This is a genomic window from Curtobacterium sp. MCLR17_043 (genome assembly GCF_003224215.1).
Taxonomy (GTDB): domain Bacteria; phylum Actinomycetota; class Actinomycetes; order Actinomycetales; family Microbacteriaceae; genus Curtobacterium; species Curtobacterium flaccumfaciens.
Genome location: NZ_QKLH01000016.1, coordinates 14,877 through 37,858, shown reverse-complemented (window position 1 = coordinate 37,858; position 22,982 = coordinate 14,877). Strand labels below are relative to the sequence as shown.

20 protein-coding genes and 1 tRNA gene are annotated in these 22,982 nt (G+C 72.0%); 17 read left to right on the top strand and 4 right to left on the bottom strand.

Annotation, left to right across the window (positions count from 1 at the left end; translation table 11 throughout):
• Positions 1–6 precede the first annotated feature (6 nt).
• Positions 7–939, top strand: a complete 933-nt coding sequence (locus tag DEJ03_RS14735) for an NADP-dependent oxidoreductase (RefSeq protein ID WP_110865189.1) — start codon at positions 7–9, stop codon at positions 937–939.
• A gap of 59 nt (positions 940–998) precedes the next feature.
• On the top strand, positions 999–1,988 hold the full coding sequence (locus DEJ03_RS14730) for an alpha/beta hydrolase (RefSeq protein WP_110865188.1): 990 nt from the start codon (positions 999–1,001) through the stop codon (positions 1,986–1,988).
• A gap of 32 nt (positions 1,989–2,020) precedes the next feature.
• On the opposite strand, the gene bla is transcribed toward DEJ03_RS14730, so the two are convergent.
• Positions 2,021–2,929 carry a class A beta-lactamase gene (gene bla / locus DEJ03_RS14725; protein ID WP_375342297.1) on the bottom strand — a complete coding sequence of 303 codons (909 nt, stop codon included), beginning with the start codon at positions 2,927–2,929 and terminating at the stop codon, positions 2,021–2,023.
• A gap of 111 nt (positions 2,930–3,040) precedes the next feature.
• Between bla and DEJ03_RS14720 the strand changes: the two genes are divergently transcribed.
• Positions 3,041–3,598: a GNAT family N-acetyltransferase gene (locus tag DEJ03_RS14720; protein WP_110865186.1), complete on the top strand. Its 558-nt coding sequence runs from the start codon at positions 3,041–3,043 to the stop codon at positions 3,596–3,598.
• A gap of 160 nt (positions 3,599–3,758) precedes the next feature.
• Here the strand turns inward: DEJ03_RS14720 and DEJ03_RS14715 are convergent, their stop codons facing one another.
• The gene (locus DEJ03_RS14715; RefSeq protein WP_110865185.1) at positions 3,759–5,240 is read right to left on the bottom strand and encodes a mannitol dehydrogenase family protein; all 1,482 of its coding nucleotides are present in this window, start codon (positions 5,238–5,240) and stop codon (positions 3,759–3,761) included.
• A gap of 185 nt (positions 5,241–5,425) precedes the next feature.
• On the opposite strand from DEJ03_RS14715, the gene DEJ03_RS14710 reads away from it, so the two are divergent.
• The 5 genes from DEJ03_RS14710 to DEJ03_RS14690 all read left to right on the top strand — a co-directional run bounded on the left by DEJ03_RS14710 (position 5,426) and on the right by DEJ03_RS14690 (position 10,865).
• On the top strand, positions 5,426–6,064 hold the full coding sequence (locus tag DEJ03_RS14710; protein ID WP_163342754.1) for a TetR/AcrR family transcriptional regulator: 639 nt from the start codon (positions 5,426–5,428) through the stop codon (positions 6,062–6,064).
• 86 nt (positions 6,065–6,150) lie between these two features.
• A complete protein-coding gene (locus DEJ03_RS14705; protein ID WP_110865183.1) occupies positions 6,151–8,802 on the top strand; it encodes an MMPL family transporter in 2,652 nt (883 codons plus the stop codon).
• Between the two features lie 196 nt (positions 8,803–8,998).
• The gene (locus tag DEJ03_RS14700; RefSeq protein ID WP_071406464.1) at positions 8,999–9,442 is read left to right on the top strand and encodes a MarR family winged helix-turn-helix transcriptional regulator; all 444 of its coding nucleotides are present in this window, start codon (positions 8,999–9,001) and stop codon (positions 9,440–9,442) included.
• Between the two features lie 51 nt (positions 9,443–9,493).
• Complete coding sequence (locus DEJ03_RS14695; protein WP_027466129.1) at positions 9,494–9,706, top strand: hypothetical protein; 213 nt, start codon at positions 9,494–9,496, stop codon at positions 9,704–9,706.
• A 37-nt stretch (positions 9,707–9,743) separates the two neighbouring features.
• The gene (locus tag DEJ03_RS14690) at positions 9,744–10,865 is read left to right on the top strand and encodes an alkene reductase (RefSeq protein ID WP_110865182.1); all 1,122 of its coding nucleotides are present in this window, start codon (positions 9,744–9,746) and stop codon (positions 10,863–10,865) included.
• Positions 10,866–11,019: 154 nt separating this feature from the next.
• On the opposite strand, the gene DEJ03_RS14685 is transcribed toward DEJ03_RS14690, so the two are convergent.
• Complete coding sequence (locus tag DEJ03_RS14685; protein ID WP_110865181.1) at positions 11,020–12,102, bottom strand: hypothetical protein; 1,083 nt, start codon at positions 12,100–12,102, stop codon at positions 11,020–11,022.
• Positions 12,103–12,183: 81 nt separating this feature from the next.
• Here DEJ03_RS14685 and DEJ03_RS14680 point away from each other — a divergent pair, with 81 nt between their 5' ends.
• The 9 genes from DEJ03_RS14680 to DEJ03_RS14640 all read left to right on the top strand — a co-directional run bounded on the left by DEJ03_RS14680 (position 12,184) and on the right by DEJ03_RS14640 (position 22,675).
• Entirely contained in the window at positions 12,184–14,298 is a 2,115-nt protein-coding gene (locus DEJ03_RS14680) for an acyltransferase family protein (protein ID WP_181422744.1), read from the top strand.
• 91 nt (positions 14,299–14,389) lie between these two features.
• The gene (locus tag DEJ03_RS14675) at positions 14,390–15,154 is read left to right on the top strand and encodes an ABC transporter ATP-binding protein (RefSeq protein ID WP_110865179.1); all 765 of its coding nucleotides are present in this window, start codon (positions 14,390–14,392) and stop codon (positions 15,152–15,154) included.
• Positions 15,151–17,091: an FtsX-like permease family protein gene (locus DEJ03_RS14670; RefSeq protein ID WP_146237753.1), complete on the top strand. Its 1,941-nt coding sequence runs from the start codon at positions 15,151–15,153 to the stop codon at positions 17,089–17,091. Before DEJ03_RS14675 ends, DEJ03_RS14670 begins: the two co-directional genes overlap by 4 nt.
• Before the next feature lie 4 nt (positions 17,092–17,095).
• Positions 17,096–18,448: a sensor histidine kinase gene (locus DEJ03_RS14665; protein WP_181422743.1), complete on the top strand. Its 1,353-nt coding sequence runs from the start codon at positions 17,096–17,098 to the stop codon at positions 18,446–18,448.
• Positions 18,445–19,125 (top strand): response regulator transcription factor, encoded by a 681-nt coding sequence (locus DEJ03_RS14660; protein ID WP_258370843.1) that lies wholly within the window; start codon positions 18,445–18,447, stop codon positions 19,123–19,125. Before DEJ03_RS14665 ends, DEJ03_RS14660 begins: the two co-directional genes overlap by 4 nt.
• A gap of 226 nt (positions 19,126–19,351) precedes the next feature.
• The gene (locus tag DEJ03_RS14655; RefSeq protein WP_110865176.1) at positions 19,352–21,022 is read left to right on the top strand and encodes a glycoside hydrolase domain-containing protein; all 1,671 of its coding nucleotides are present in this window, start codon (positions 19,352–19,354) and stop codon (positions 21,020–21,022) included.
• A gap of 29 nt (positions 21,023–21,051) precedes the next feature.
• Complete coding sequence (locus DEJ03_RS14650) at positions 21,052–21,273, top strand: hypothetical protein (RefSeq protein WP_027466125.1); 222 nt, start codon at positions 21,052–21,054, stop codon at positions 21,271–21,273.
• Complete coding sequence (gene aroQ, locus DEJ03_RS14645) at positions 21,270–21,950, top strand: gamma subclass chorismate mutase AroQ (RefSeq protein ID WP_258370842.1); 681 nt, start codon at positions 21,270–21,272, stop codon at positions 21,948–21,950. Before DEJ03_RS14650 ends, aroQ begins: the two co-directional genes overlap by 4 nt.
• Positions 21,951–22,042: 92 nt before the next feature.
• Positions 22,043–22,675, top strand: coding sequence for a TetR/AcrR family transcriptional regulator (locus tag DEJ03_RS14640; protein ID WP_110865175.1), 633 nt, complete (start codon positions 22,043–22,045; stop codon positions 22,673–22,675).
• A gap of 127 nt (positions 22,676–22,802) precedes the next feature.
• Here DEJ03_RS14640 and DEJ03_RS14635 read toward each other — a convergent pair.
• Positions 22,803–22,875, bottom strand: a tRNA-Arg gene (locus DEJ03_RS14635).
• Positions 22,876–22,982: the final 107 nt, after the last annotated feature.

The window sequence follows — 22,982 nt, the reverse complement described above, 5'->3', positions numbered from 1 at the left end:
ACGATCATGCAGGCAGTACGGTTCCACGAGGTCGGCGGTCCCGAGGTCCTCCGCACCGAGCACGTCGAGCAGCCCACCCCGGGTGCCGGGCAGGTGCGACTCCGCGTGGCCGCCTCGGCGTTCAACGCGGCGGACAACGGGATGCGGGGCGGGTTCCTGCCGATCCCGGTCCAGCTGCCGCACGTTCCCGGCTACGACGTGTCCGGCACCGTCGACGCGCTCGGCGACGGCGTCGAGGGGATCGCGATCGGGGACGCAGTCGTCGGGTTCCTGCCGATGGAACTCGACGGCGGGGCGGCCGAGTACGTCATCGCCCCGGCGGACGCGGTGGTCGCCGCACCGACGAGCATCCCGCTGGCCGACGCGGCGGCGCTGCCCTCGGTGGCACTCACCGCGTGGCAGGCACTGTTCGACGACGGGCGGCTCGAGGCAGGTCAGCGCGTGCTGATCACCGGCGCCGGCGGCGTGGTGGGCAAGTACGCGATCCAGCTCGCCGTCCGCGCCGGGGTCCACGTGATCGCGACGGCGAGCCCGCGCAGCATCGAGGCCGTCCGGGCAGCCGGCGCCCACGAGGTCATCGACCACACCACGACCGACGTCCGTGCCGCCGTGACGGAGCCGGTCGACGTGCTGCTCAACCTCGCCCCGATCGACCCGCAGGACTTCGCGGCACTCGTCGACGCCGTGCGTGACGGCGGCGCGGTCGTCAGCACCACGGCGTTCATGGCCACGCCGGACGACGAGTCCCGCGGGGTCCGGGCGGCGACGGTGTTCGTCCTGCGCAACCGCGAACGCCTGGCGGAGCTGGTGTCCCTGGTCGACGCCGGGGCGCTCACGGTCGAGGTCACCCGGCGCATCCCGCTGACCGAACTGCCGTCCCTGCACGCCGAGGCGGCCGCCGGACGGATCAGCGGCAAGGTCGTGGTCCTGGTCGGGTGACGGCCGTGGGACCCCGCCGCACCAGCACCACCCGCAGCAGCGCCGGATACGCTCGGCGCATGACGGACCAGGGGTGGCACGAGGACGTGCTCGGAGCACCGTACGAGCGGCTCGAACTGCCGCTCGGCACCGACTCCGAGGGACCCGTCGTCGCCACCCTGGTCCGCCGCCGGCACACCCCGACGGACCTGCTGCTGCACGGTCGCGGGCCCCTGCACGGGGTCGACGTGCTCTACGTGCACGGCTGGTCGGACTACTTCTTCCAGGTCGAGCTCGCCGAACGCCTGGAGCGGCTCGGCGCCCGGTTCCACGCGCTGGACCTGCGGAAGTACGGTCGGAGCCTGCGCCCGTACCAGACCCCGGGCATGGTCGACGACCTGGCGGTGTACGACGAGGACATCGCCGCCGCGCTCGACGCGATCTCGGCCGAGCACCCCGGCTCGGACCGACGCCGACTCGTCCCGATGGGCCACTCCACGGGCGGCCTGACCCTGTCGCTCTGGGCTGCCCGGCACCCGGAGCTCGTGCACGGCCTCGTGCTGAACAGCCCGTGGCTCGAGTTCCAGGCCACCGCGGTCGGCCGGGCCATCGTCGCACCGGTCATCAAGCTCGGTGCCCGTCGAAACCCCCTCGCGCCGATGCCCGCCGTCGACCCCGGCTTCTACACCCGCACCGTCTCGGCCGAGGGCGAGGGGTCGTGGACCTACGAGCAGAAGTGGCGGCCGGAGCGCGGCTTCCCCCTGCACCCCGGGTGGCTCGCCGCGGTGTTCGACGGCCAGGCACAGGTCGAGAAGGGCCTCGGGATCGCGGTCCCGACCCTGGTGATGCTGAGCGACAAGAGCATGCTCCAGCCGCGGTGGGACCCTGGGATGGCGCGGGCCGACGTCGCCCTGAACGTCGACACGGTGGCGCACCGCTCGCTCTCCCTCGGCGAGGAGGTCACGGTCCGCCGACTCGAAGGCGCCCTGCACGACGTCGTGCTGTCCGCGCCGGAGGTGCGGGAACGGGCGTACGACGCGATCGGGCGCTGGGCGAGCACACTCCGGTAGTCCCGCGACGACAGTCCCGCGACGCTGGCGACTCAGTCGGTCAGCCCGGCCACCGCGGTGCGGGTCGCCGCGGCGACGAGCTCGTCAGACGGCTCCGCCCCGGGATCAGCGCGGCTCGTCATGACCACGAGCACGACGGGGTCGCGCCCCGGCGGCGTCACGACCGCGATGTCGTTCCGGACCCCGTAGGACGCCGTGCCGGTCTTGTCGGCCACCCGCCACGACGGGTCCACCCCGGCACGGATCGTCGCGTCCCCGGTCGTGTTGCCGAGCATCGCCTCGCGCAGCACCCGACGGTCGGCAGCGTCGAGGGCGTCTCCGAGCAGCACCGTCCGGAGGTCCGCAGCGAACCGCTCCGGCGTCGTCGTGTCCCGTCGGTCACCCGGGATCGCCTGGTTCAGGTCGGGTTCGACCCGGTCGACGCTCGTCGTCCGGTCCCCGATGCCGCGCAGCCACCGCTCGACCGCGTTCGGCCCGCCCAGCCGTTCCACCAGCAGGTTCGCCGCGGTGTTGTCGCTGGAGCGGAGCGCCGCATCGACGAGCTCGCGCACCGTCATCCCGGTGTCGACGTGCTCGCGCGTCACGGGCGCGTACTCGAGCAGGTCGCCGCGGTCGTAGTGCACGACGGTCGCCAGGTCGGCGTCGGACGAGGCGTCGAGGACCGCCGCCGCGATGAACACCTTGATCGTCGACGCGAACGCGAACCGCTCCCCCGCACGGTGCGCGATCGTCCGACCGCTCCCGGTGTCGATCGCGGCGACCCCGAGCCGTGCGTCGTACCGCCGTTCCAGCGCCGCGAAGGCCCGCGCGGTGGCGGGGTCGGTCGCCGGGTCGGTCGACGGCGCCGCTGCACCCGAAGCCGCCCCAGACGCAGAAGCCGACACTGACGCGGACGACGTCCGCCCGTTCGTCGCACCACCCGGCGCACCGGAGCACCCCACCAGCCCGACCAGCCCGACCAGCACCAGCGCCGTCAGGGCCGCGGCCGTCGTCCTCGTCCCACCTCGCACGCCCCGAGCCTGCCCGACGACCGTGCAACTACCCTGGGCGGCATGCCAGCTCCCGCCGTCCGCCTCACCCGCTTGGACCCCACCGGCGCCGACCGCCAGGAGTTGCTCGCGTTCCTGACGTCCGAGGAGTTTCCGTTCCACGTCCGACGGCGCATCAGCGCGGCCGACGCGGCGAGCGCCGTCGACTCCGGTGCCTACCGCGACGACGAGCACGACACCTCCTGGCTCGACCACGACGAGCACGGGCGGATCGGACTGGTCCGTCTCGAGGACCTGGCGGACCCCGTCCCCCTGTTCGACCTGCGCCTGGCCGGTCGCTTCCGGGGTCGGGGCCTCGGCGTCCCCGCCCTGCGTGCGGTGACCCACCACGTGTTCACGACGATGCCGGCGATCACGCGCTTCGAGGGCCAGACCCGCGAGGACAACACCGCCATGCGCCGCGTGTTCGTCCGCGCCGGCTGGGTGCAGGAGGCCCACTACCGCGAGGCGTGGCCAGTCGACGGCGGCCCGGCCGTCGGGTCGGTCGGTTACGGCGTGCTGCGCCGCGACTGGGAGACGGGCGAGACCACCCCGGTGCCGTGGGACGACGTCGCGCGGTGAGCGGCTGACGGTTCTGGTTCACGATCCTCGGGGTTCGCGAACCGGAACCGTCAGCGCGCGGACACGAACCACCGTCCTGCGCTCGTCACGTGGGCAGCAGGCGGACGGGAGGCCCGTGGCGGCGCCGCCACGGGCCTCCCGTCCGCCGGTCGGTCGCGTCTCAGGACCGCGACAGGCGCGTGACGGTCGCGTGTGCACCGTCCGCGATGAGCCCGTCCAGGGCGTCGCGGTACGCGGCGACGAACCGTTCGTCGTCGCCCAGGTCGCCGAAGACCTGGCGGTTCGCGATGAAGGCGAGGCGGTCGTCGCGCTGGGTCAGGGCGATGCGGTGCAGCGGCTCGGCGAGCCGGTCGACGATCTCGATGGGTTCACCGGACTCGTCGGTGCCCTCGTCGTAGCGGGCCCACGACGCGACGATGCCGGCAGACAGCGTGACGGGCCGACCGGCCGCCAGGTTCTCGCGCACGACGGGGAGCAGCCACTTCGGGATCCGGTCGCTCGACTCGGCGCAGAGCCGGGCGAGGGTGTCGCGCACCTCGGGGTTCTGGAAGCGCTCGATCAGGGTCGACTTGTAGTCCTCCAGGTCGATGCCGGGCACCGGGTGCAGCGTCGGCGTGCCCTCTTCGTCCATGTAACGGCGCAGGAAGGTCGCGATCGCCGGGTCCTGGGTGGCCTCGTGCGCGTAGCGGTAGCCCGACAGGTACCCGAAGTAGCAGAGCCCCTGGTGGCTGGCGTTGAGGAGCCGGAGCTTCATGAGTTCGTACGGCTCGACGTCGTCGACGAGCTGGACGTCGGCATCCTCGTAGGGCGGTCGGCCCGCGGGGTGGTCGTCCTCGAGCACCCACTGGAAGAACGGTTCGGCGACGACGGGCCAGGCGTCGTCGATGCCGAGCACGTCGCGGACCCAGGCGCGGTCCTCGTCGGCGGTGACCGGGGTGATGCGGTCGACCATCGAGTTCGGGAACGCCACGTGCTCGTCCATCCAGTCCGCGAAGTCCGGGTCCTGCAGCCTGGCGTACGCGGTGAACATCGACCGGGCGACGTGCCCGTTGCCCTGGATGTTGTCGCAGGACATCACGGTGAACGGGTCGAGGCCGCGGTCCCGTCGGCGGCGCAGTGCCTCGACCACCAGGCCGAACACCGTGCGGGGCGGGCCGTCGCCGCGCAGGTCGGCCGCGACGCCGGGCTCGTCGGCGACGAACTCGCCGGTGACGTGGTCGAAGTTGTAGCCGCCCTCGGTGATGGTCAGGCTGACGATCCTGGTGTCCGGGTGCGCCATCTTCTCGACGACCGCGTCCGGATCGTCGACGGCGAGCAGGTACTCGACGATGCTGCCGACGACGCGTGACTCACGGGTGCCGTCCGGGTGCTTGAGGACGAGCGTGTACAGGCCGCCCTGCTCGGCCATCGCGGTCGCCATCCGACGGTCCTGCTCGAGCACGCCGACGCCGCAGATGCCGTACTCGCGGGCCTCGCCGCACTGCAGGAGCCGGTCGATCACCATCGCCTGGTGCGCGCGGTGGAACCCGCCGACGCCGAAGTGGACGATGCCGGCGGTGATGCCGTCGCGGTCGTAGGTGGGCACGGCGACACCGCTCGCGGCGATCTCGTCGAGGGTCTCCGGGGACAGGCGGACGGGCATCGGGTACTCCTTCGTACGGCGGCGGATCCGCGGGCGGTGACGCGGCGGTTCGTCCGTCCAGTCTTGCACCCGACACCTCCGGCAGAACAGTGGTGCAGCACAGGCGTTCCGCACCGGGGGACGAACCTGGGGATGCACTCAACCTCGTTGCACCGAGTGCATCGATGCACCTAGTGTTCGATCTCGTGACCATCGCGACCGACCGCCGTGCTGCCCTCAAGGCGAAGCACCGTGCGGCGATCCTGCAGGCCGCTCGCGACCTGATCGACGAGCGCGGCGGCCGCGACTTCAGCGTGGACGACCTCGCCGCCCGGGCCGACATCGCCCGGCGCACCGTGTTCAACCACTTCGCCTCGCTCGACGAGGTCCTGCTGGCCGTGTGCGAGCAGGAGCTGTCCGTCATCATCGACCGGTTCCTCGCCGACATGGCCCGCACCCCGGTGGGCGACGGCAGCCGGGCCTCGATGTTCGACGAGCTCGAGTCCGCCGCCCGCGGTGCCGACCTGGCTCCGGCGATCGCCAGCATGTACCGGATCCTCGGCGACCCCGGCAAGGACGACCCGAAGGCCGCGGTCCTGACCCAGACGGCGTTCTCGCGGGTGACCGAACGACTCCGGCACGAGGTCGCCCGGCGCTACCCGGCCGCCGACCCCCTCGACGCCGCGCTGCTCGTCGAGTCGCTCATGAGCGGCATCGTCGTCATCGCGGAGCACTGGCTGGCGACGTCCGGCCCCGAGCTCGACCAGCCGGCGCTCGACGCCTGGGACGACCTGCTCGCACGACTCGTGCACAGCGTCCGCAGCGGCTACATGGCCGACGGCTGACACCGCTCCACCTCCTCATCCCCCAGGGGTCCACCGGCGCACCCCGCACCACCAGCACCTGACACGAAAGGACCGCAGGCAACCGCATGGCCGGTCTCCTCTACCGTCTCGGACGGTTCTCCGCACGACGCCACTGGCTCGTGATCATCACCTGGGTCGTGATCATGGCCGTGGCGGGCGTCACGTACACGCTCTTCGCCGGCACCATCTCGTCGTCGATCACGATCCCGAACACCAAGACCAGTCAGGTGCAGGACCAGCTCGCCGACAAGTTCCCGTCGGCGAACGGCGGCAACGGCACGATCGTCTTCGAGACGAAGGACGGCAAGGCGTTCTCGTCGTCGCAGCAGTCCGAGATCGACGACTTCCTGACCAGCCTCGAGAAGCTCGACGGCGTCAAGGGCACGACGAGCGGCTTCGACACCCAGCAGCAGCTCGACGACCAGCGGCAGAAGATCGTCGACGGCCGTGACCAGATCGAGTCCGGTCGCGCGAAGATCGAGACCGGCCAGGACCAGCTCGACGCCCAGAAGGCGCAGCTCGAGTCCGGCAAGCAGAAGATCGAGGACGCCCAGGCGCAGCTCGACGCGCAGAAGGCCCAGGCGCAGGCAGCCGGTGGCGCAGCCGTCCCCGCCGCACAGGCGCAGGCAGCGGCCGCCCAGCTCCAGCAGGCGCAGGCGCAGATCGACGCCCAGCAGGCCCAGATCGACGCCGGTGAGCAGCAGATCGCCGACGCCCAGAAGACGATCGACACGAACAAGCAGAAGCTCGACGACAACGAGCAGGAGCTCGAACAGGGCTCGGACCTGCTCGACCTGTCGAAGGACATCCGCTTCGTGTCGGACAACGGCAGCGCCGCGATCGGCACCGTGCAGTTCACGACGTCGACCTACGAGGTCCCCGCGGACACGAAGACCGCCATCGCGGACGACGCCGAGTCGGCCGACATCCAGGGCGTCAACGTGTACGTCTCGAACGACATCGCGCAGGGTGTGCCGTCGATCCTCGGCCCGGGTGAGATCGGCGGTGTCATCATCGCCGCGATCGTGCTGCTCCTGATGCTCCGCACGGTCATCGGTGCCGCGGTCCCGCTCGTCAGCGCCGTGCTCGGCGTCGGCGTCGCCTCGCTCACCGCCCTGTCGTTCTCGAGCGTGGTCGAGTTCATCTCCGTCACGCCCGTGCTGGGGGTGATGCTGGGCCTGGCGGTCGGCATCGACTACTCGCTGTTCATCCTGAACCGGCACCGGACCCAGCTGAAGCAGGGGATGCAGGTGCACGAGTCGATCGGGCTCGCGAACGGCACGTCGGGCAACGCCGTGGTGTTCGCCGGTGCGACGGTCATCGTCGCGCTGCTCGCGCTGAACATCACCGGCATCCCGTTCCTCGGCCTGATGGGCACGGTCGGCGCGGTCGCGGTGCTCTTCGCGATCCTCATCGCGACGTCGTTCACCCCGGCCCTGCTGTCGCTCATCGGCATGCGGATCCTGCGGAAGAAGGAGCGCGCGAAGATCGGCAACACCGACTCCACGCGGATCCCGAACAAGCCGATGTCGAGCTGGCGCGCGGTCATCACGCTCGTCCTCGGCGTCGCGGTGCTCGGCACCATCGCCCTGCCCGCGACCCAGATGCGCCTCGGCCTGCCGAGCGGTTCGTCCGAGGCGGTCGAGTCGAGCCAGTACAAGGCCTACAAGACGCTCGAGAAGGAGTTCGGCGCCGGGCAGAACGGCCCGCTGCTCGTCGTGGCCACCCTGCCGGAGTCGATCAGCAAGAGCGACGTCACCGCGACCGAGGTCACCATCGGCCAGGCCATCGCGAAGAACGACGACGTGGAGGCCGTGCTGCCAATCGGCGCCTCCAAGGACCGTGACATCGTCGCGTTCCAGGTGAAGCCCGCCGGCGGCCCGGACAGCGTCTCCACCGAGAACGTCGTGAAGGACCTGCGCGAGCAGACCGTCTCCACCGACGACGGCAAGGTCACCCTCGGCGTCGCCGGCAACGCGTCGGCGAACATCGACGTGTCCGAGAAGCTGTCGAACGTGCTGCCGCTCTACCTCGTGGTGGTCGTCGGGCTGTCGCTGATCATCCTGATCATCGTGTTCCGGTCGTTCCTCGTGCCGATCACCGCCACCGCCGGGTTCATCCTGTCCGTGCTGGCGTCGTTCGGTGGGCTGACCGCGATCTACCAGTTCGGCTGGCTCGGCTCGGTCTTCGGTGTGCACGACCCGGCACCGATCCTGAGCTTCCTGCCCATCATCGAGATCGGCATCCTGTTCGGTCTGGCGATGGACTACCAGCTGTTCCTGGTGTCCGGCATGCGTGAGGCCTACGCCCACGGCGCGAGCGCGAAGGTGGCCGTCCAGCGCGGTCTGCACGCGGGTCGCGCGGTGGTCACGGCGGCGGCGATCATCATGATCTCGGTGTTCGCGGGCTTCATCTTCTCGGACTCGTCCACCATCAAGCCGATCGGCTTCGGGCTGGCGTTCGGTGTGCTGATCGACGCCTTCGTCGTCCGCATGCTGCTCATCCCGTCGGCGATGCACCTGCTCGGCAAGAGCGCCTGGTGGTTCCCGAAGTGGCTCGACCGCATCGTGCCGGACGTCGACGTGGAGGGCGCGAAGCTCGAGCGCACCCACCCGGTCGCCGGCCACGAGGACACGCACACCGGCACCCACGCGCTCCCCGTGGAGCCGGACGCGAACGCGCACGACTCGGGCCACCCGCCCGCGCACCGCGCGTAGTCGACGCACCCAGTCTGGAGGCCCGGGTCGACCCACACGGGTCGGCCCGGGCCTCCAGGCCGTTGCGCCCACCGCCCCGGGTCGCGAGCACGCATGTTCCGACGTTCCACGCGTCGAACGACGGGTGGAACGTCGGAAGACGCGTGTGCAGACGATGCATCGACTCTTTCGTGCACGAACGAAGTACCCTGGACACATGACCCAGACCGCTCCGGACCCGCTCGCGCTCGACCGGCAGCTCTGCTTCGCACTCGCGGCAACGAGCCGCAGCGTCATCGGGCTGTACCGCGACCTGCTCGAGCCGATGGGCCTGACCCACCCGCAGTACCTCGTGATGCTCGCCCTGTGGGAGCGGGACCCGCGGTCGGTGCGCGAGATCGCCGGCGAGCTGCGACTCGACTCCGCCACGCTGAGCCCGCTGCTCAAGCGGCTGGAGGCCTCCGGCTACGTCCGCCGCACCCGCAGCGCCGCCGACGAACGACAGCTCGAGGTGTCCCTGACGACCGCCGGGCACGCCCTGCGCGACCGAGCCGAGGCGGTCCCGCTCGCCGTCGCCGACCGGCTCGGGTGGCCACTCGCCCGACTCGAGTCCCTGAAGGACGAGCTGACCGAGCTGCTGGAGCGCGTCGACCAGGTGTGATCCGCGGCCATCAGTGCCATAATGGTTCGTGCACGAACGAAAGGATGCACCGTGGGACGCTTCGGCCAGTGGTACGAACGGTGGAACACGACGCTCATCAACAAGATGGGCCCCTCGCAGATCGGCGCCGGTCGCCCCGAGGGCATCGACGACCGGACGATCGACCGGGGCTGCCCCCTGTGCGGCAAGCCCCTCTCCCAGCACCAGGTGATCCGGCCCGAGGGCCAGGTGCGCTCGTCGACGCTCGTGTGCCCGCGCGACTGACCGCACTGCCTGAAGAAGTGCTCCGAGGCGGAATTGCATGGGACAACTCGTCGTTCGCCCTGACGTGAAGCTCTTCGAACCCGCCTCCATCGGCGCCCTGTCCCTGTCGAACCGCGTCGTCATGGCCCCGCTCACGCGCACCCGCGCCGGCGAGCACGGCGTCCCGAACGACCTGCTCGTCGAGCACTACCGGCAGCGCGCCGGCCTCGGCATGATCATCACCGAGGGCACCTGGCCCGTGCAGGAGGGCCGCTCCTACCCCGGGCAGCCCGGCATCGAGACCGACGACCAGATCGCCGGCTGGCGCCGCGTGACCGACGCCGTGCACGCCGCCGGCGGCACGATCGTCATGCAGCTCATGCACGGTGGCCGTGTCTCGCACACCGACATCTCGCAGACCCCGCGCATCGTCGCCCCGTCCGCCATCGCCGCCCCCGGGCAGACGCACCTGGCCGACGGCTCGAAGGCCGACATGCCCGTCCCGCACGAGCTGACCACCGCCGAGGTGCAGGAGGCCGTGCAGGGCTTCGTGCAGGCCGCCCGCAACGCGATCGCCGCCGGACTCGACGGGGTCGAGGTCCACGGCGCCAACGGCTACCTGGTGCACGAGTTCATGTCGCCCGTGTCGAACACCCGCACCGACCAGTACGGCGGCTCCCCCGAGAACCGCGCACGCTTCGCGATCGAGGTCACCACCGCCATCGCCGAGGCCATCGGCGCCGACCGCACCGGCATCCGCCTGTCGCCCGAGCACGGGATCCAGGGCGTCATCGAGGACGACGCCGCCGACGTGCGCGCCACCTACACCGCCGTCGCCGAGGGCCTCGCGCCGCTCGGCCTCGCCTTCGTCGACGTCCTGCACGCCGAGCCGACCGGTGACCTGGTGCAGCACGTCCGCCGTACCGCGGGCGCGCCGTTCATCGTGAACTCGGGCTTCTCGTCGCTCACCACGCGCGACGAGGCCATCGCGATCGTCGACGGCGACCACGCCGACGCCGTCGCCGTGGGCCGCGCCGCGATCGCCAACCCGGACCTCGCGCACCGTTGGGAGCACGACGCCGAGCTCAACGAGCCGCGTCCGGAGCTCTTCTACGGCGCGACCGCCGAGGGCTACACCGACTACCCGTCGCTGGCCGAGGCGCGCGCGACCGTCGCGTAGTCGACGCACCGACAAGCGGACGGGCGCGCCCCGCTCAGCGATGACGCGCCAGCGGCATGCGGGGCGCGCCGACCGAGCCTGCGAGGGAGGGGTGGCGACACCGCCACGGGCCTCCCGTCCGTACCGGGGCCACGTCGCAGGCGTGCGCCGACGGTCAGTGGTCGAGGACCGAGAGCGAACCGACCACCGCGACGGCCAACGGTCCGCTGTAGGACACGCAGACGACGCCCATCCACACGGCCCCCGCACACGTCGCTCGCAGACGGCTCTTCCGCCGGTCGCGGAGCACCAGGCGACGCCCCGCGGCGGCGATCGCGTCGGCGTGCCCGTCCTCGAGCAGCGAGCGGTCGTCCTGGTACCGGGAGGCGGCGCGCACGACACGGGGCACGACCTCGCCCAGGACTGCCTCGACCTGCATCCACGGCGCAGGGCGCGACCAGTCCGCGGTCCCCGGCGCCGAGAAGACCAGCCGGTCGTCGACCATCTCGACGTTCCAGCCGGCCGCGTGGTCGACGAGCGCCGCCATCACGTCAGGGGTGAGGACGTACAGCGCGTCCTGGCCGTAGTCCTCCGGCGCCCACACCCGGAAGTGCCGGTCGAAGTCGCCTTCCAGGGACATCCGCTGCCGGTGGCGGAGCACCACCGGCAGGTCGCTGCGACGACCGTCGTTCGCCGTGGCGTCGAGGAGCAGGTGCGGCAACGTGCCGGGCAGCCGGACGGTCAGGTACGTCCAGTCCCGCGAGACCATCCAGCGCCGCAGGACGCAGCCGAACTCGACGTCCGAGACGCCGTCGACGTGCACGGGTTCGGTGCCGAACCGGGGGTGGACGCGGATGCCGGAGTAGCGCGGGGTGATCGTCGAGTCGAGCGGCTTCGGACGGACCGGACGCGCCGGGTACCCACTGGCGTCCCCCGTCAGCACTGCCCGGGCCTCGTCCGGACGCAGGGTCCGAGGTCGTTCGCCCCGGACCAGGAGCACGACGAGCCCGACCACACCGGCGACGAGCGCCACGAACCAGGCCACCCAGCGGACGACGTCACCGACACCCGCGCCGTTGTGGACGAGCCCGGTGCCCCAGATCACGAGCGCGGACGCGAGCCACGCGAGCGGGACCTCGATCGCCAGGAGCAGCGCGTTCCACCACCACGGGGCCTGTCGCGGGCGGCGCATCCGCGGTCGTCGCGCCGCCTCCGCCGCGAACTCGTCGTCGGACGCGGTCAACCAGCGCAGATCCATCGGCCCCCCTCTGGAGAAGGATCGTAGCGTCCGCGTCGAGAACGCCCGGCGGAGCCGTCCACGTCTCCTAGGATCGACGCAGTGAGTACAGCAACGCCGGGCGAGCGGGGCCCCGCGCACCGAGCGCGCGACACCACGCGGTGGGACATCCAGGGCCTCCGCGCGTTCGCCGTCCTCGCGGTCGTCGTCTACCACCTGTGGCCGGCTGCCCTGCACGGCGGGTTCGTCGGTGTCGACGTCTTCTTCGTGATCTCCGGCTTCCTGATCACCGGGCTGCTGCTGCGGGAACAGCTCGCGACGGGCACGATCCGGCTCGGACGGTTCTGGTCGCGCCGGGCCAAACGCCTGCTGCCGGCCGCGTTCCTCACCATCGTCGTCACGGGCATCGCGGTGCTCGTCGCCGTGCCGAGCGCGCTGTGGGGGCAGTACGGGCGTGAGCTGATCGCCTCGACGGTGTACCTGCAGAACTGGGAGCTCGCGGCGAACGCCGTCGACTACCTGGCGTCGGCGGACGCCCCCTCACCGTTCCAGCACTTCTGGTCGCTGTCGGTCGAGGAGCAGTTCTACATCCTCCTGCCGCTCCTGCTGCTCGGCGTCGGGGCGCTCGCACGCCGTCGGTTCACGCCGCTGGTGACCGCGCGGCTGCTGCTCGGCAGCGTCGTCGTGCTGTCCCTCGTGTGGAGCATCGTGCAGACCGCCACCGACCCCGGCGTCGCCTACTTCTCCACCGGCACCCGCGCGTGGGAGTTCGCACTCGGCGGTCTCGTCGCCACCGTGCACCTGCCCGAGGTCCGCACCGAGGTCGCCCGACGGGTCCGCCTGGTCGCCACCGGCATCGGCGTCGTGGCCCTCGCACTGTCCCTCGTCGTGATCACCCCGGAGACGGCGTTCCCCGGGATCGCGGCGCTGCTGCCGGTCGCCGGTGCGGCACTCGTGCTGCTGTTCGGCGCGGGGACCGAGTTCGAGGATGTCGGGGCACTCCGGCCCGTGGCCTTCTTCGGACGGATCTCGTACGCGCTCTACCTCTGGCACTGGCCGCTCGTCGTCATCCTGCCGATCATGCTGGGCCGTCCGCTCGACTGGGCGACGAGCTCGGCGGTGCTGCTCGTCGCGATCGGTCTGGCCACCGCGACGACGATCTGGTTCGAGGAACCGGTCCGGTTCTCGACGTGGCTGCGGGACCTGCATCCCCGCGGCGTCGTCTCGCTCGCCGTCATCTGCAGCTTCACCGTCGTGACGCTCGGGGCAGCCACCCTGACGGCCGTCTACGTGCAGGAGGTCAACGCGACCACGGTCACGAAGCAGGTCACCGCCGAGCAGGAGGACGACGACGAGTCCTGCTTCGGTGCCGCCGCGCGCATCGGCTTCGCCGACCCCTGTGTCGACCCCGAACTCGCCGACGTCCGTGTGCCCGCTCCGGCCGTGGCCAAGGACGACGACGACAACCGCGCGGAGTGCTGGAGCGGCACGTTCCGGCCCTGCGTCCTCGGCAAGGCGAGCGGCTGGTCGAAGCACCTCATCGTCATCGGCGACTCGCACAGCAACGCACTGATCGGTGCGTACGAGAAGATCGCCGACGACAACGGCTGGCGGATCGACCTGGCCGGCGCCGGCGGCTGTTACCTCACCACCGCGCAGCAGGACTCACTGAGCCCCTCGTCGATGCGGGGCTGCAACTCGTGGAAGCACGCCGCCATCGACTACGTCCGCGAGCACCGCGACGCCGACGCCCTGGTCGTCACCCACTCCACCACGCAGATGCCGGTCAGCCTGCCGCCCGGACCGGCCCGCGACACGGCCACCCGCAACGGCCTGGTCGACGCGTGGCAGCAGGCGGCCGGTGACGAGCTGCCCGTCATCGCCGTCCGTGACAACCCGGTGCCCCGGCCCGACGTCGTCGCCTGCCTGAGCACGATGTCCGGACCGACGACGGACGCCTGCGACCGGACGCGCGCCGAAGCACTCGGGACGACGGACTCGTCGGTCGAGGCCGTCGCCGCGTTCCGGGCAGCCGGGGGCAAGGCAGCGTCGATCGACCTGAGCCGCTACTACTGCACCGACTCCACGTGCCCGGCGGTCGTCGGGGGCGTCCTGGTCTACCGGGACAGCACGCACATCACCGCGACGTGGGCGTCGTCGCTCGAGCCGTTCCTGGAGCGTGCGCTGCAGGACCGGTTGGCGGCGTTCGGCCGCTGAGGCCCCGGTCCCCGACCCCCTGGCTGTCCAGGGGGTCGTGCCTCCGGGCGGCACGCTGTTCGCGGAAGGTCCTGACCGATGGGATCGATGCATGACATCAGCCATCGCGAACCACCCCCTCGTCACGACCGACACCGCCCTCGCCCTGCAGGGTGTCGGTCGGACGCACGGGACCGGCGACGCCAGCATCACGGCGCTGCAGGACGTCACGCTGCGGCTCCCGGTGGGCACCTGGACGGCGATCATGGGACCGTCCGGGTCCGGCAAGTCGACGCTCCTGCAGATCGCAGCCGGGCTCGACCAGGCAGACACGGGTCGCGTGGTCCTCGGGGGCGCCGACATCACCGAGGCGACCGACCGGGAACGGACCGAGTTGCGGCGCAACCGGATCGGGTTCGTGTTCCAGACCTTCAACCTGATCGCGTCCCTCACCGCCGAGCAGAACGTCGCGTTGCCGCTCGAACTCGCCGGCGCGCACCCCTCACGCGCGATGATCCGCGCCGCGCTCGACCGCGTCGGCCTCGGCGACCGTACGCGCCATAGGCCACGCGAACTCTCCGGAGGGCAGCAGCAGCGCGTCGCCATCGCCCGCGCCGTGATCACCGCTCCCGAGGTGCTCTTCGCCGACGAGCCCACCGGGGCACTGGACTCGCACGCGGCACGCGTGATCCTCGCCATGATGCGCGAGATGACCGATGCCGGCCAGAGCATCCTCATGGTCACCCACGACCCGGCTGCCGCCGCAGCGGCCGACACCACCGTGTTCCTGCGCGACGGTCGGCTCGTCGACTCGCTCGTCGGGGCTAACGCGTCGACCATCGCCAACCGCCTCGTCGCCATGGAGACGGCCCGATGAGGCGGGTGGCCCTCCGCGGGTTCGCTGACCGCTGGCCGACGTACTCCGGGGCGATCGCGACGGTCGCACTCGGCGTCGGGCTCGTGCAGGCGTCCCTCCTGCTGCTGCTCTCCGTCCTCGGCACCGGGCCGGCGGACGGCGCGGACGCGCTCGCCACGGCCTCCTTCGAGGGCAACCGGATCGTCGCCGTGACGATCGTGTCGGTCGCCCTCGGCTTCGCCGCGTTCCTCGCGGTCTTCATCATCGCCTCGACGTTCGCGTTCTCGGTCACCGAACGCCGCCGGGACCTCGCGCTCCTGCGCATCGTCGGGGCCGACGTCGGTCAGGTTCGGCGCATGCTGCACGGTGAAGCACTGGTCCTCGGCCTGGTCGGCGCCGTCCTCGGGATCCCGGCAGGCGTCGCCCTGCTGCACCTGGAGACCCGGATGCTCCTCGACGCCGGCTTCGTCGACCACGGGTTCGCCCCGGTCTGGCAGGGGTGGGCGGTTCCTGCCTCCCTCGCGGTCGGGATCGGCCTCGCCTCCGCCGGTGTGGGGGTCGCTGCACGACGCGCAGCCCGGATCGACCCACTCGACGCGATCCGGGCCGTCGGCACCGCGGCGCGTCCGATGACCCGCGCCCGGTGGATCACCGGTGCCGGGCTCGCCGCCGCGACCGTCGCCCTCGTGGTCCTGGCGCCTGCGGGCGGGCTCGCCGGGGCACAGGCCATGGCGATGTCGGCGGGCATCACGGCCGCCCTCGCGGTCACCGCCGCGGCTCCCGGGCTCGTACCGCTGGCAGCAGCCGTGCTGCCGCGCCCCCGTGCGGTGGTGGGGGTCCTGGCCGCCGCGAACCTCCGCGACGCCCGGACCCGGTCGGCCTCCACGGCGGCGCCGCTCGTCGTGCTGCTCGCGCTGGTGCTGAGCCAGCCGATCGCCATGCTGTCGTTCGCCGACGCAGCGACCGCACAGGTCGCCCGCGGGACGCACGCCGACCTGGTGCTGCAGAGCACCGGTACGCTCGCCGCCGACCCCTCGACGCTGGACGGTGTGGCGAACGCGTCCACCGAGTGGATCGTGCCCGTCCGGGTCCAGCCGTCCGGCTCGTCCGTGGCGGGGATGCCGGAGGAACTCGCGGGGACAGCGCTCCCGGTGACGACCGAGGCGCTCGTGGTCGATCCCGACGCCTTCGCAGGGGCGCACCCGAACGCCCGGGGGGCGATGCGGGCCCTGCACGGCGCCGACACCGTCGCACCCGGCCCGGGTGCTGTCGGCCTCGGGCTCGGGGCCGCCGGGACCGTCAGCATCGGTGACGAGGACCTCGGCTCGGTCCGGTTCCGCACGCCGGTGCCCGCGGACAGCGCCGGTCAGGTCGGCATCGTGGTTCCCCGCACCCTCGTGCCGGCCGAGATCCTGGCCGGGAGCCCGGCGACCACGTTCGTCTCGGTGCACCCCGGCGACGACCCGCGCGCCGTCGCGGCCGCGCTCGCACAGTTGGGGACCGTCACCGACCTGCGCACCTGGGTCGACCAGGCAGGCGCAGCCGGGCAGGACCAGAACGCCCGGGTGATGGTCGTCGTCATGGCCGTCGGTGCGCTGTACGCGGTGATCGGCGTGCTCAACGCCGTGGCGATGGCGGCTTCCGGGCGACGGCACGAGTTCGCGGTCGCACGCGCCAGTGGGATGACCCGCGGGCAGGTCCTCACAGCCGCGACACTCGAGACGCTCCTGGTCGGGGGAGCAGCAGTGGGACTGGCGGTGGTGGCGACCGCCGCGACGGTGTCCGCCGTCCTGCTGGGCACGACCCACGGCACGGGACACGCGGTCCTGCACGTCCCCTGGTCGCTCGTGGTGCCGGTCGTGATCGGCGGCCTCGTACTGACCGGTGTCGCCGGGTTGCTCGCGGCGTTCGCGGCGACGACCGAGCGCCCCGCGGCGCTCGTCATGGCGCGAGGATGAGACCGTGAACGATCGACAGCGGCGGGACGCCGACGAACGGCGCAGGACCCCGAGACGGGCCTGGTACCTCCTGACGGCGTTGCCGACGGACCTCGTCGGGTTCGTCCTCGTCGTCCCGCTGCTGTGCCTCGGGCTCGGACTGAGCGTCGTCTGGGTCGGGCTGCCGGTCCTCGTGCTGACGCTCCGCCTCGGCCGGGTGCTCGGCACGCACGCACGTCGGCGGGCCGCTCCGATCGGGTCGCTCCCGGCATCCGCGGACTGGCAGCTGCACACCGCCTGGCCGCAGCGAGCCGGCGGGAACCCGTCCGGCCCGCGGTTCTGGGCACCGCTCGGCGACACCCGGTACTGGGCGCACACCGCGCACGCCGTGGCCAGTTTCCCCGTGTCGGTCGCGACCTGGGTCGCGCTGGTGTCCTGGGGAGCGACCGCCCTGGGAGCCGTCACGTACCCGGCGTGGAGCTGGGCGGTGACCCCGGCGGACGACGTCTGGCTCGCCCGGACGGCAGCGTTGGTGGGCGAGACCGGCCACTGGAGTGGTCAGGTCCTCCGCCCCGTCGTCATGGTCGTCGCCGGTCTCGTCCTCGCCGCGGTGTTCCCCCGGGTCGCGCGCCTGCTCACCGTCCCGCACCTGCTGCTCGCCCGGCTCCTGCTCGGCGAACAGCAGAACGCCCGACTCCTGCAGGGGGCGCAGCGTGCCGAAGCCGGCCGCCGAGCCGCGCTCCTCGCCGAGGACGCGTCCCTGCGGCGGCTCGAACGCGACATCCACGACGGCCCGCAGCAGCAGCTCCTCCGACTGCAGTACGACCTCGCCATCGCCCTCCGGCGCCTCCCCACGGACGTCCGCGCCGCGGAGCTGTTGGTGGAGGAGTCCCTGCACCGCTCGAAGACCGTGCTCGAGACCATCCGCAATCTCTCCCGTGGACTGGCACCGCCCATCCTGCAGGACCGTGGTCTCGCCGCGGCGGTCCACGCCCTGGCCGGCGACAGCCTCGTGCCGGCAACCGTCGAGACCCGACTCGACGATGCCGGGCCCGGACTCACAGCGGTCGAGCGGAGTGCCTACGCGATCCTGTCCGAACTGCTCGCGAACGTCGCGAAGCACGCGGATGCCACGTCGGTGCGGGTCCGCGCGGTGGCCGCCGGGGACGGGGTCCTCGAACTCGAGGTCTGCGACGACGGCCGCGGTGGGGCGCGGCTCGACGACGGACACGGGCTCGCCGGCCTCCGCGACCGAGTCCAGGGGCTGCAGGGCATCCTGACGATCACGAGCCCGTCGGGCGGCCCCACACGGGTGCACGTCAGCATCCCCGTCCCCGCCGACGAGCAGGACCGGGAAGCCCGTACGCTGGCGTCGTGACCACCGATCGACACGCGCCCGCCGGAGCGTTGCGCGTGGTCCTCGCCGAGGACTCGGTGCTGCTCCGAGAGGGCACCGCCCGCCTGCTCGAGGAAGCCGGGTCCACCGTCGTCGGTGCGTACGGCGACGCGGCTTCCCTGCTCGACGACCTGACCTCCACCCGGCCGGACGTCGCCGTCCTCGACGTCCGGATGCCGCCGACGTTCCGCGACGAGGGGGTGCGGGCGGCCGTGCGGATCCGCACGGAACACCCCGGGGTGGCCGTGTTGCTGCTCAGCCAGTACGCCGAGCTCGACTACGCCAGAGAACTCCTCGCCACCGGGGAGCACCACGTCGGGTACCTCCTGAAGGACCGCATCTCGTCGATCGACGACCTGCGCGACGACGTCGCACGCGTCGCACGCGGCGGCCTCGTCCTGGACCCGCAGATCGTCCAGCGGCTGTTCACACGGCGGACCGACCCCATCGAGCGGCTCACACCGCGCGAACGGGACGTGCTCCGACTCATCGCGCAGGGGCAGACGAACCAGGCGATCGCGGACCGGCTCCGTCTCGCGGTCGCATCGGTCGAGAAGCACATCGGTTCGATCTTCGCGAAGCTGGACCTCGAACCCACGCCGGACGCCCATCGCCGGGTGCTCGCGGTACTCGCGTGGCTCCGCGCCGGCGGGGTGTGAGCCGGTGTTCGTGACGGCCCGGATCGACGGCTGCACGGCGTGGACGCGGCTGCTCGTGGTCGCACCGGGCGTCGTGGACTGAGCGCTTCATCAGACGATCGTCTGCCGAATTGCAGGACCGTCCCAAGTTGAGGGACGAAGTTGCTCGGACCATGCCGCGGCCGTCAGCATCGCACAACGCGATCGATGGCCAGCGGACGCTCGAGGCAACTGAAGGGGCACCCCCGTGCACATCTCGCGCCGAACTGCGCTCATCGGCATCACCGCCACCGTCCCGCTCGTCACGACCGCACTCGCGGCCCCGGCCGACGCGGCCACTCCCTCCGGCTCGGCCGGCTCCTCCGGCACCACCGGCACCAGCGGTTCCTCCGGCTCCGCCGACTCGGGCGTGCTGGCCGTGCAGCGCTGGCTCAACACGACCTTCGGGCACCTGCACGGGTGGGTGCACGTGGACGAGGACGGACTCACCGGCAGCGGCACCGTGCTCGGGATCGTGCAGGCCACCCAGTCGCTGCTCGGCATCTCCCCCGTCGTCGCGACGTTCGGGCCGACGACACGGCGGAAGCTCGAACAGCACGGCGACGTGGGTGCCGAGACGGGCGCCGACGCCGCGACCTGGCGCCGGCTCGTCCAGGCCGGGCTCGTCTGCAAGGGCGCCTCGACCGTCTCACTCACGGGTGAGTACGACGGGGCCACCGTCGCGGCCGTGCAGGCGCTCCGGTCCGACCTGGGTGCCGAGCCCGGCGGGCTGCCGCTGTCACCCCACCTGTTCGGCGCGCTCCTGACCGTCGACCCGGTCAAGCTCGCCTCCGGCGGGTCCCGAGCGGTCCGTGCCGTCCAGCAGTACCTCAACCGCACCTACGCCGAGGCGACCGGCGGCGCGTACGGCAGCACGAGCGGAGTCGTCGACACCAGCACGTACTCGGCGGCGATCCGCGCGGTGCAGGTCGCGGTGGGCGTCACGGTCGACGGCGCCTGGGGACCGGGGACGGCTGCTGCGCTCCGTGCCGCGGGGCCGAGCGTCGTCGGGGTCGGGTCCACCGGCACCTGGGTGCTGCTCGTCAAGGCGCTCCTGGTGCTGAACGGCGAGCGCGTCGTGTTCAGCAGCGCCTACTCGGCCGCGGACGCCGCGGTGGTCCGTGCGTTCCAGCAGTTCCAGGCGTTCCCGCCCGCCGAGCAGACCGGGACGTGCGACGCGGGCACGTGGGCAGCACTGGCGGCGAGCACGGGTGACCCGGACCGCGCCACGACCGGTGCCGACACCGCGGTGCGCCTCGACGACGCCCGCGCGGCCGCCGTCCGGGCGTCCGGTGCCACCAGCGTCGGCCGGTACCTCACGAACCACCAGCGTTCCGGGGCACTCGACAAGGCCCTGACCCCCGACGAACTCCGTGTGATGGCGAGCGCCGGGCTCGGGCTGTGGCCGATCTTCGAGGAAGGCGGGTTCGCTGCCTCGTGGTTCACGGAGGAACAGGGCGTCCGCGACGCCCACCGCGCCCACGACGCGGCCCGGAAGCTCGGGATCCCGAAGCAGACCACCGTCTACTTCGCCGCCGACTTCGACGCGACCGCGGCGCAGGACGAGTCGCTCGTGGTCCCGTACTTCCGTGGCGTCGCCGCCGGCCTGCAGGACCGCGGGAACCTGTACAAGGCGGGCGTCTACGGCTCCCGCGCCACGTGCACCGCCGTGAGCAGCGCCGGACTCGCGCACTTCTCGTTCGTCGCCGGGATGTCGCCGGCCTGGGCGGGCAACCAGCTCGAGCCCCTGCCGGGCAACTGGTCCCTCAACCAGATCCAGAACCGCACGGTCGGGTCGGGCAACGGATCCACCGAGATCGACGCCGTGGTGGACTCCGGGCGCGACCCCGGCGTCCCCGCGGCTCGGCTGGTCGGCTGACCGGCTGCCGACCGGGATCGAGCACCGCCGTGACCACCACGACCCCGCGTGACGACGAGCCGCACGCCGCGTTCCCGCACCGTGCCACATACGTCTTCTCGAACTTCGAGGAGGCGATCTCGATGGACTGCTACTGCGACGAGGGCGCCGACCACTTCGGCGTCTACCCGTTCTACGACGAGGTCATCAAACCGATCATCGACGATCTGACCCGACGCGTCCGGCGCCGGTTCGGGAAGGAAACCCCGTGAACACCGCACACCCCACCACCCCGACCACCGCCCGGCACCGCAGCCGTCGGACCGCCGCGACGGCCCTGACCCTCGGGCTGCTCGCGGCGGGCATCGCCCTGCCGACCACGGCGGCGAACGCCGACCCCCTGCCCACGTCCGCCGAACCGACGGGTTCCACGATGACCATCTCCCACGACGGTTCCCGTCCCGCGGCGTCGACGGCGGAGCTCGACACCATCGGCGCGCTCATCCTCCGACGGCTGGAGCTCGCCGACCCGGTGGCCGAGTCGAAGTGGCTCAGCGGCAAGCCGGTCGCCGACCCGGTGCGCGAACAGGCCGTCGTCGACGAAGCGGTGACCCTGGCAGAGCAGCAGGGCGTCGACCCCGCGCTGGTGACCCGGGTCATCCGCGCGCAGATCGCGGCGAGCAAGGTCGTCCAGCGCGGCCTCATCAACCACTGGACGCACAACCCGTGGACCGCACCCACGACGGCCCCGGACCTGACGACCATCCGCCCCCAGCTCGACGCCATCGACACCGACCTGGTGACCGCGCTCGGCCAGGCCCAGACCGTCGCCCAGGACCACCGGTGCACGCACCTGGTGGACGCGGAGCGGAAGCACCTCGACGTCGGACTCGACTCGCTGCACCGGAAGGGGATCGACGTGGCCTGGCACACGTTCTGCGCCGCCTGACGCGGGCAGGGGACGGGCCGTCATCATGAGCGGCCCTAGGATGTGGTGTTCACTGATCGCTCGGCTCCGGGCGAGGAAGGACACCGCGCCAGATGAACCAGCGGCAGCTCGCCATGGAGACCTCTCGACGAGCCATCATCGACGCCGCGGGGCAGCAGTTCGCCGCGTTCGGCTACGAGGCGACCACGTTCTCCCGCGTCGCCGAGGCGATGGGCAAACCGAAGTCGGCGATCGGGTACCACCTGTTCCCGTCGAAGAAGGACCTGGCGACGGCGGTCATCGAGCTGCAGCAGCAGCGCTGGCGTGCACTCTTCGACGCACTCCCCGCGCAGCCGGGCATCGAGCGGCTGACGGTGTTCCTCCTGACCACCGGGATGGACGTCCGCCGGGGCTCGGTCGCGGGCGGCGCGGTCCGGCTCCTGCACGAACTCGGCAAGGCCGGCGTGCCGGTGCCGCGCGGTTTCGACTGGTTCGAGATGACGCGGGGCGAGCTCGTCAGCGCCGGGGTCGCGGCAGCGGACGTCGACGCGGCCGAGGTCCAGCCGTCCGTCCTGCTGCTCCTCAACACGACGCTGGGGATGGTGGACGGTTCGACGCAGCTGACCGACGACGAGCTCGTGGCGCAGCTCAAGGCGCTGTGGGCACCGCTCTTCACGTCGTTCGGCATCGCCGGTGCATCCGAGGTCATCGCGGCGGCCCAGCCGTACTCCCCCGCCACTTCGTGAGCAGGAACGGTCGAGTCCGTCCCCGGGACTCGACCGTTTCTGCTCACCGAGTCGCACGGAGATGACCCGCGCCGGCCGGAACGACGAAGGGCCCCGGTGGAATCCACCGGGGCCCTTCTTCGTCCTGTGCGCTCGAAGGGACTCGAACCCCCAACCTTCTGATCCGTAGTCAGATGCTCTATCCATTGAGCTACGAGCGCGTGGCCTTGCGGCCGTGGAAGACTCTACAACAGGTGCGGCCCGGGCGCCAATCGAGCCCCTCCGGCCCCCGTGCTCGGCGTGTCGCGAACGGTCTCCCACGGCCGCT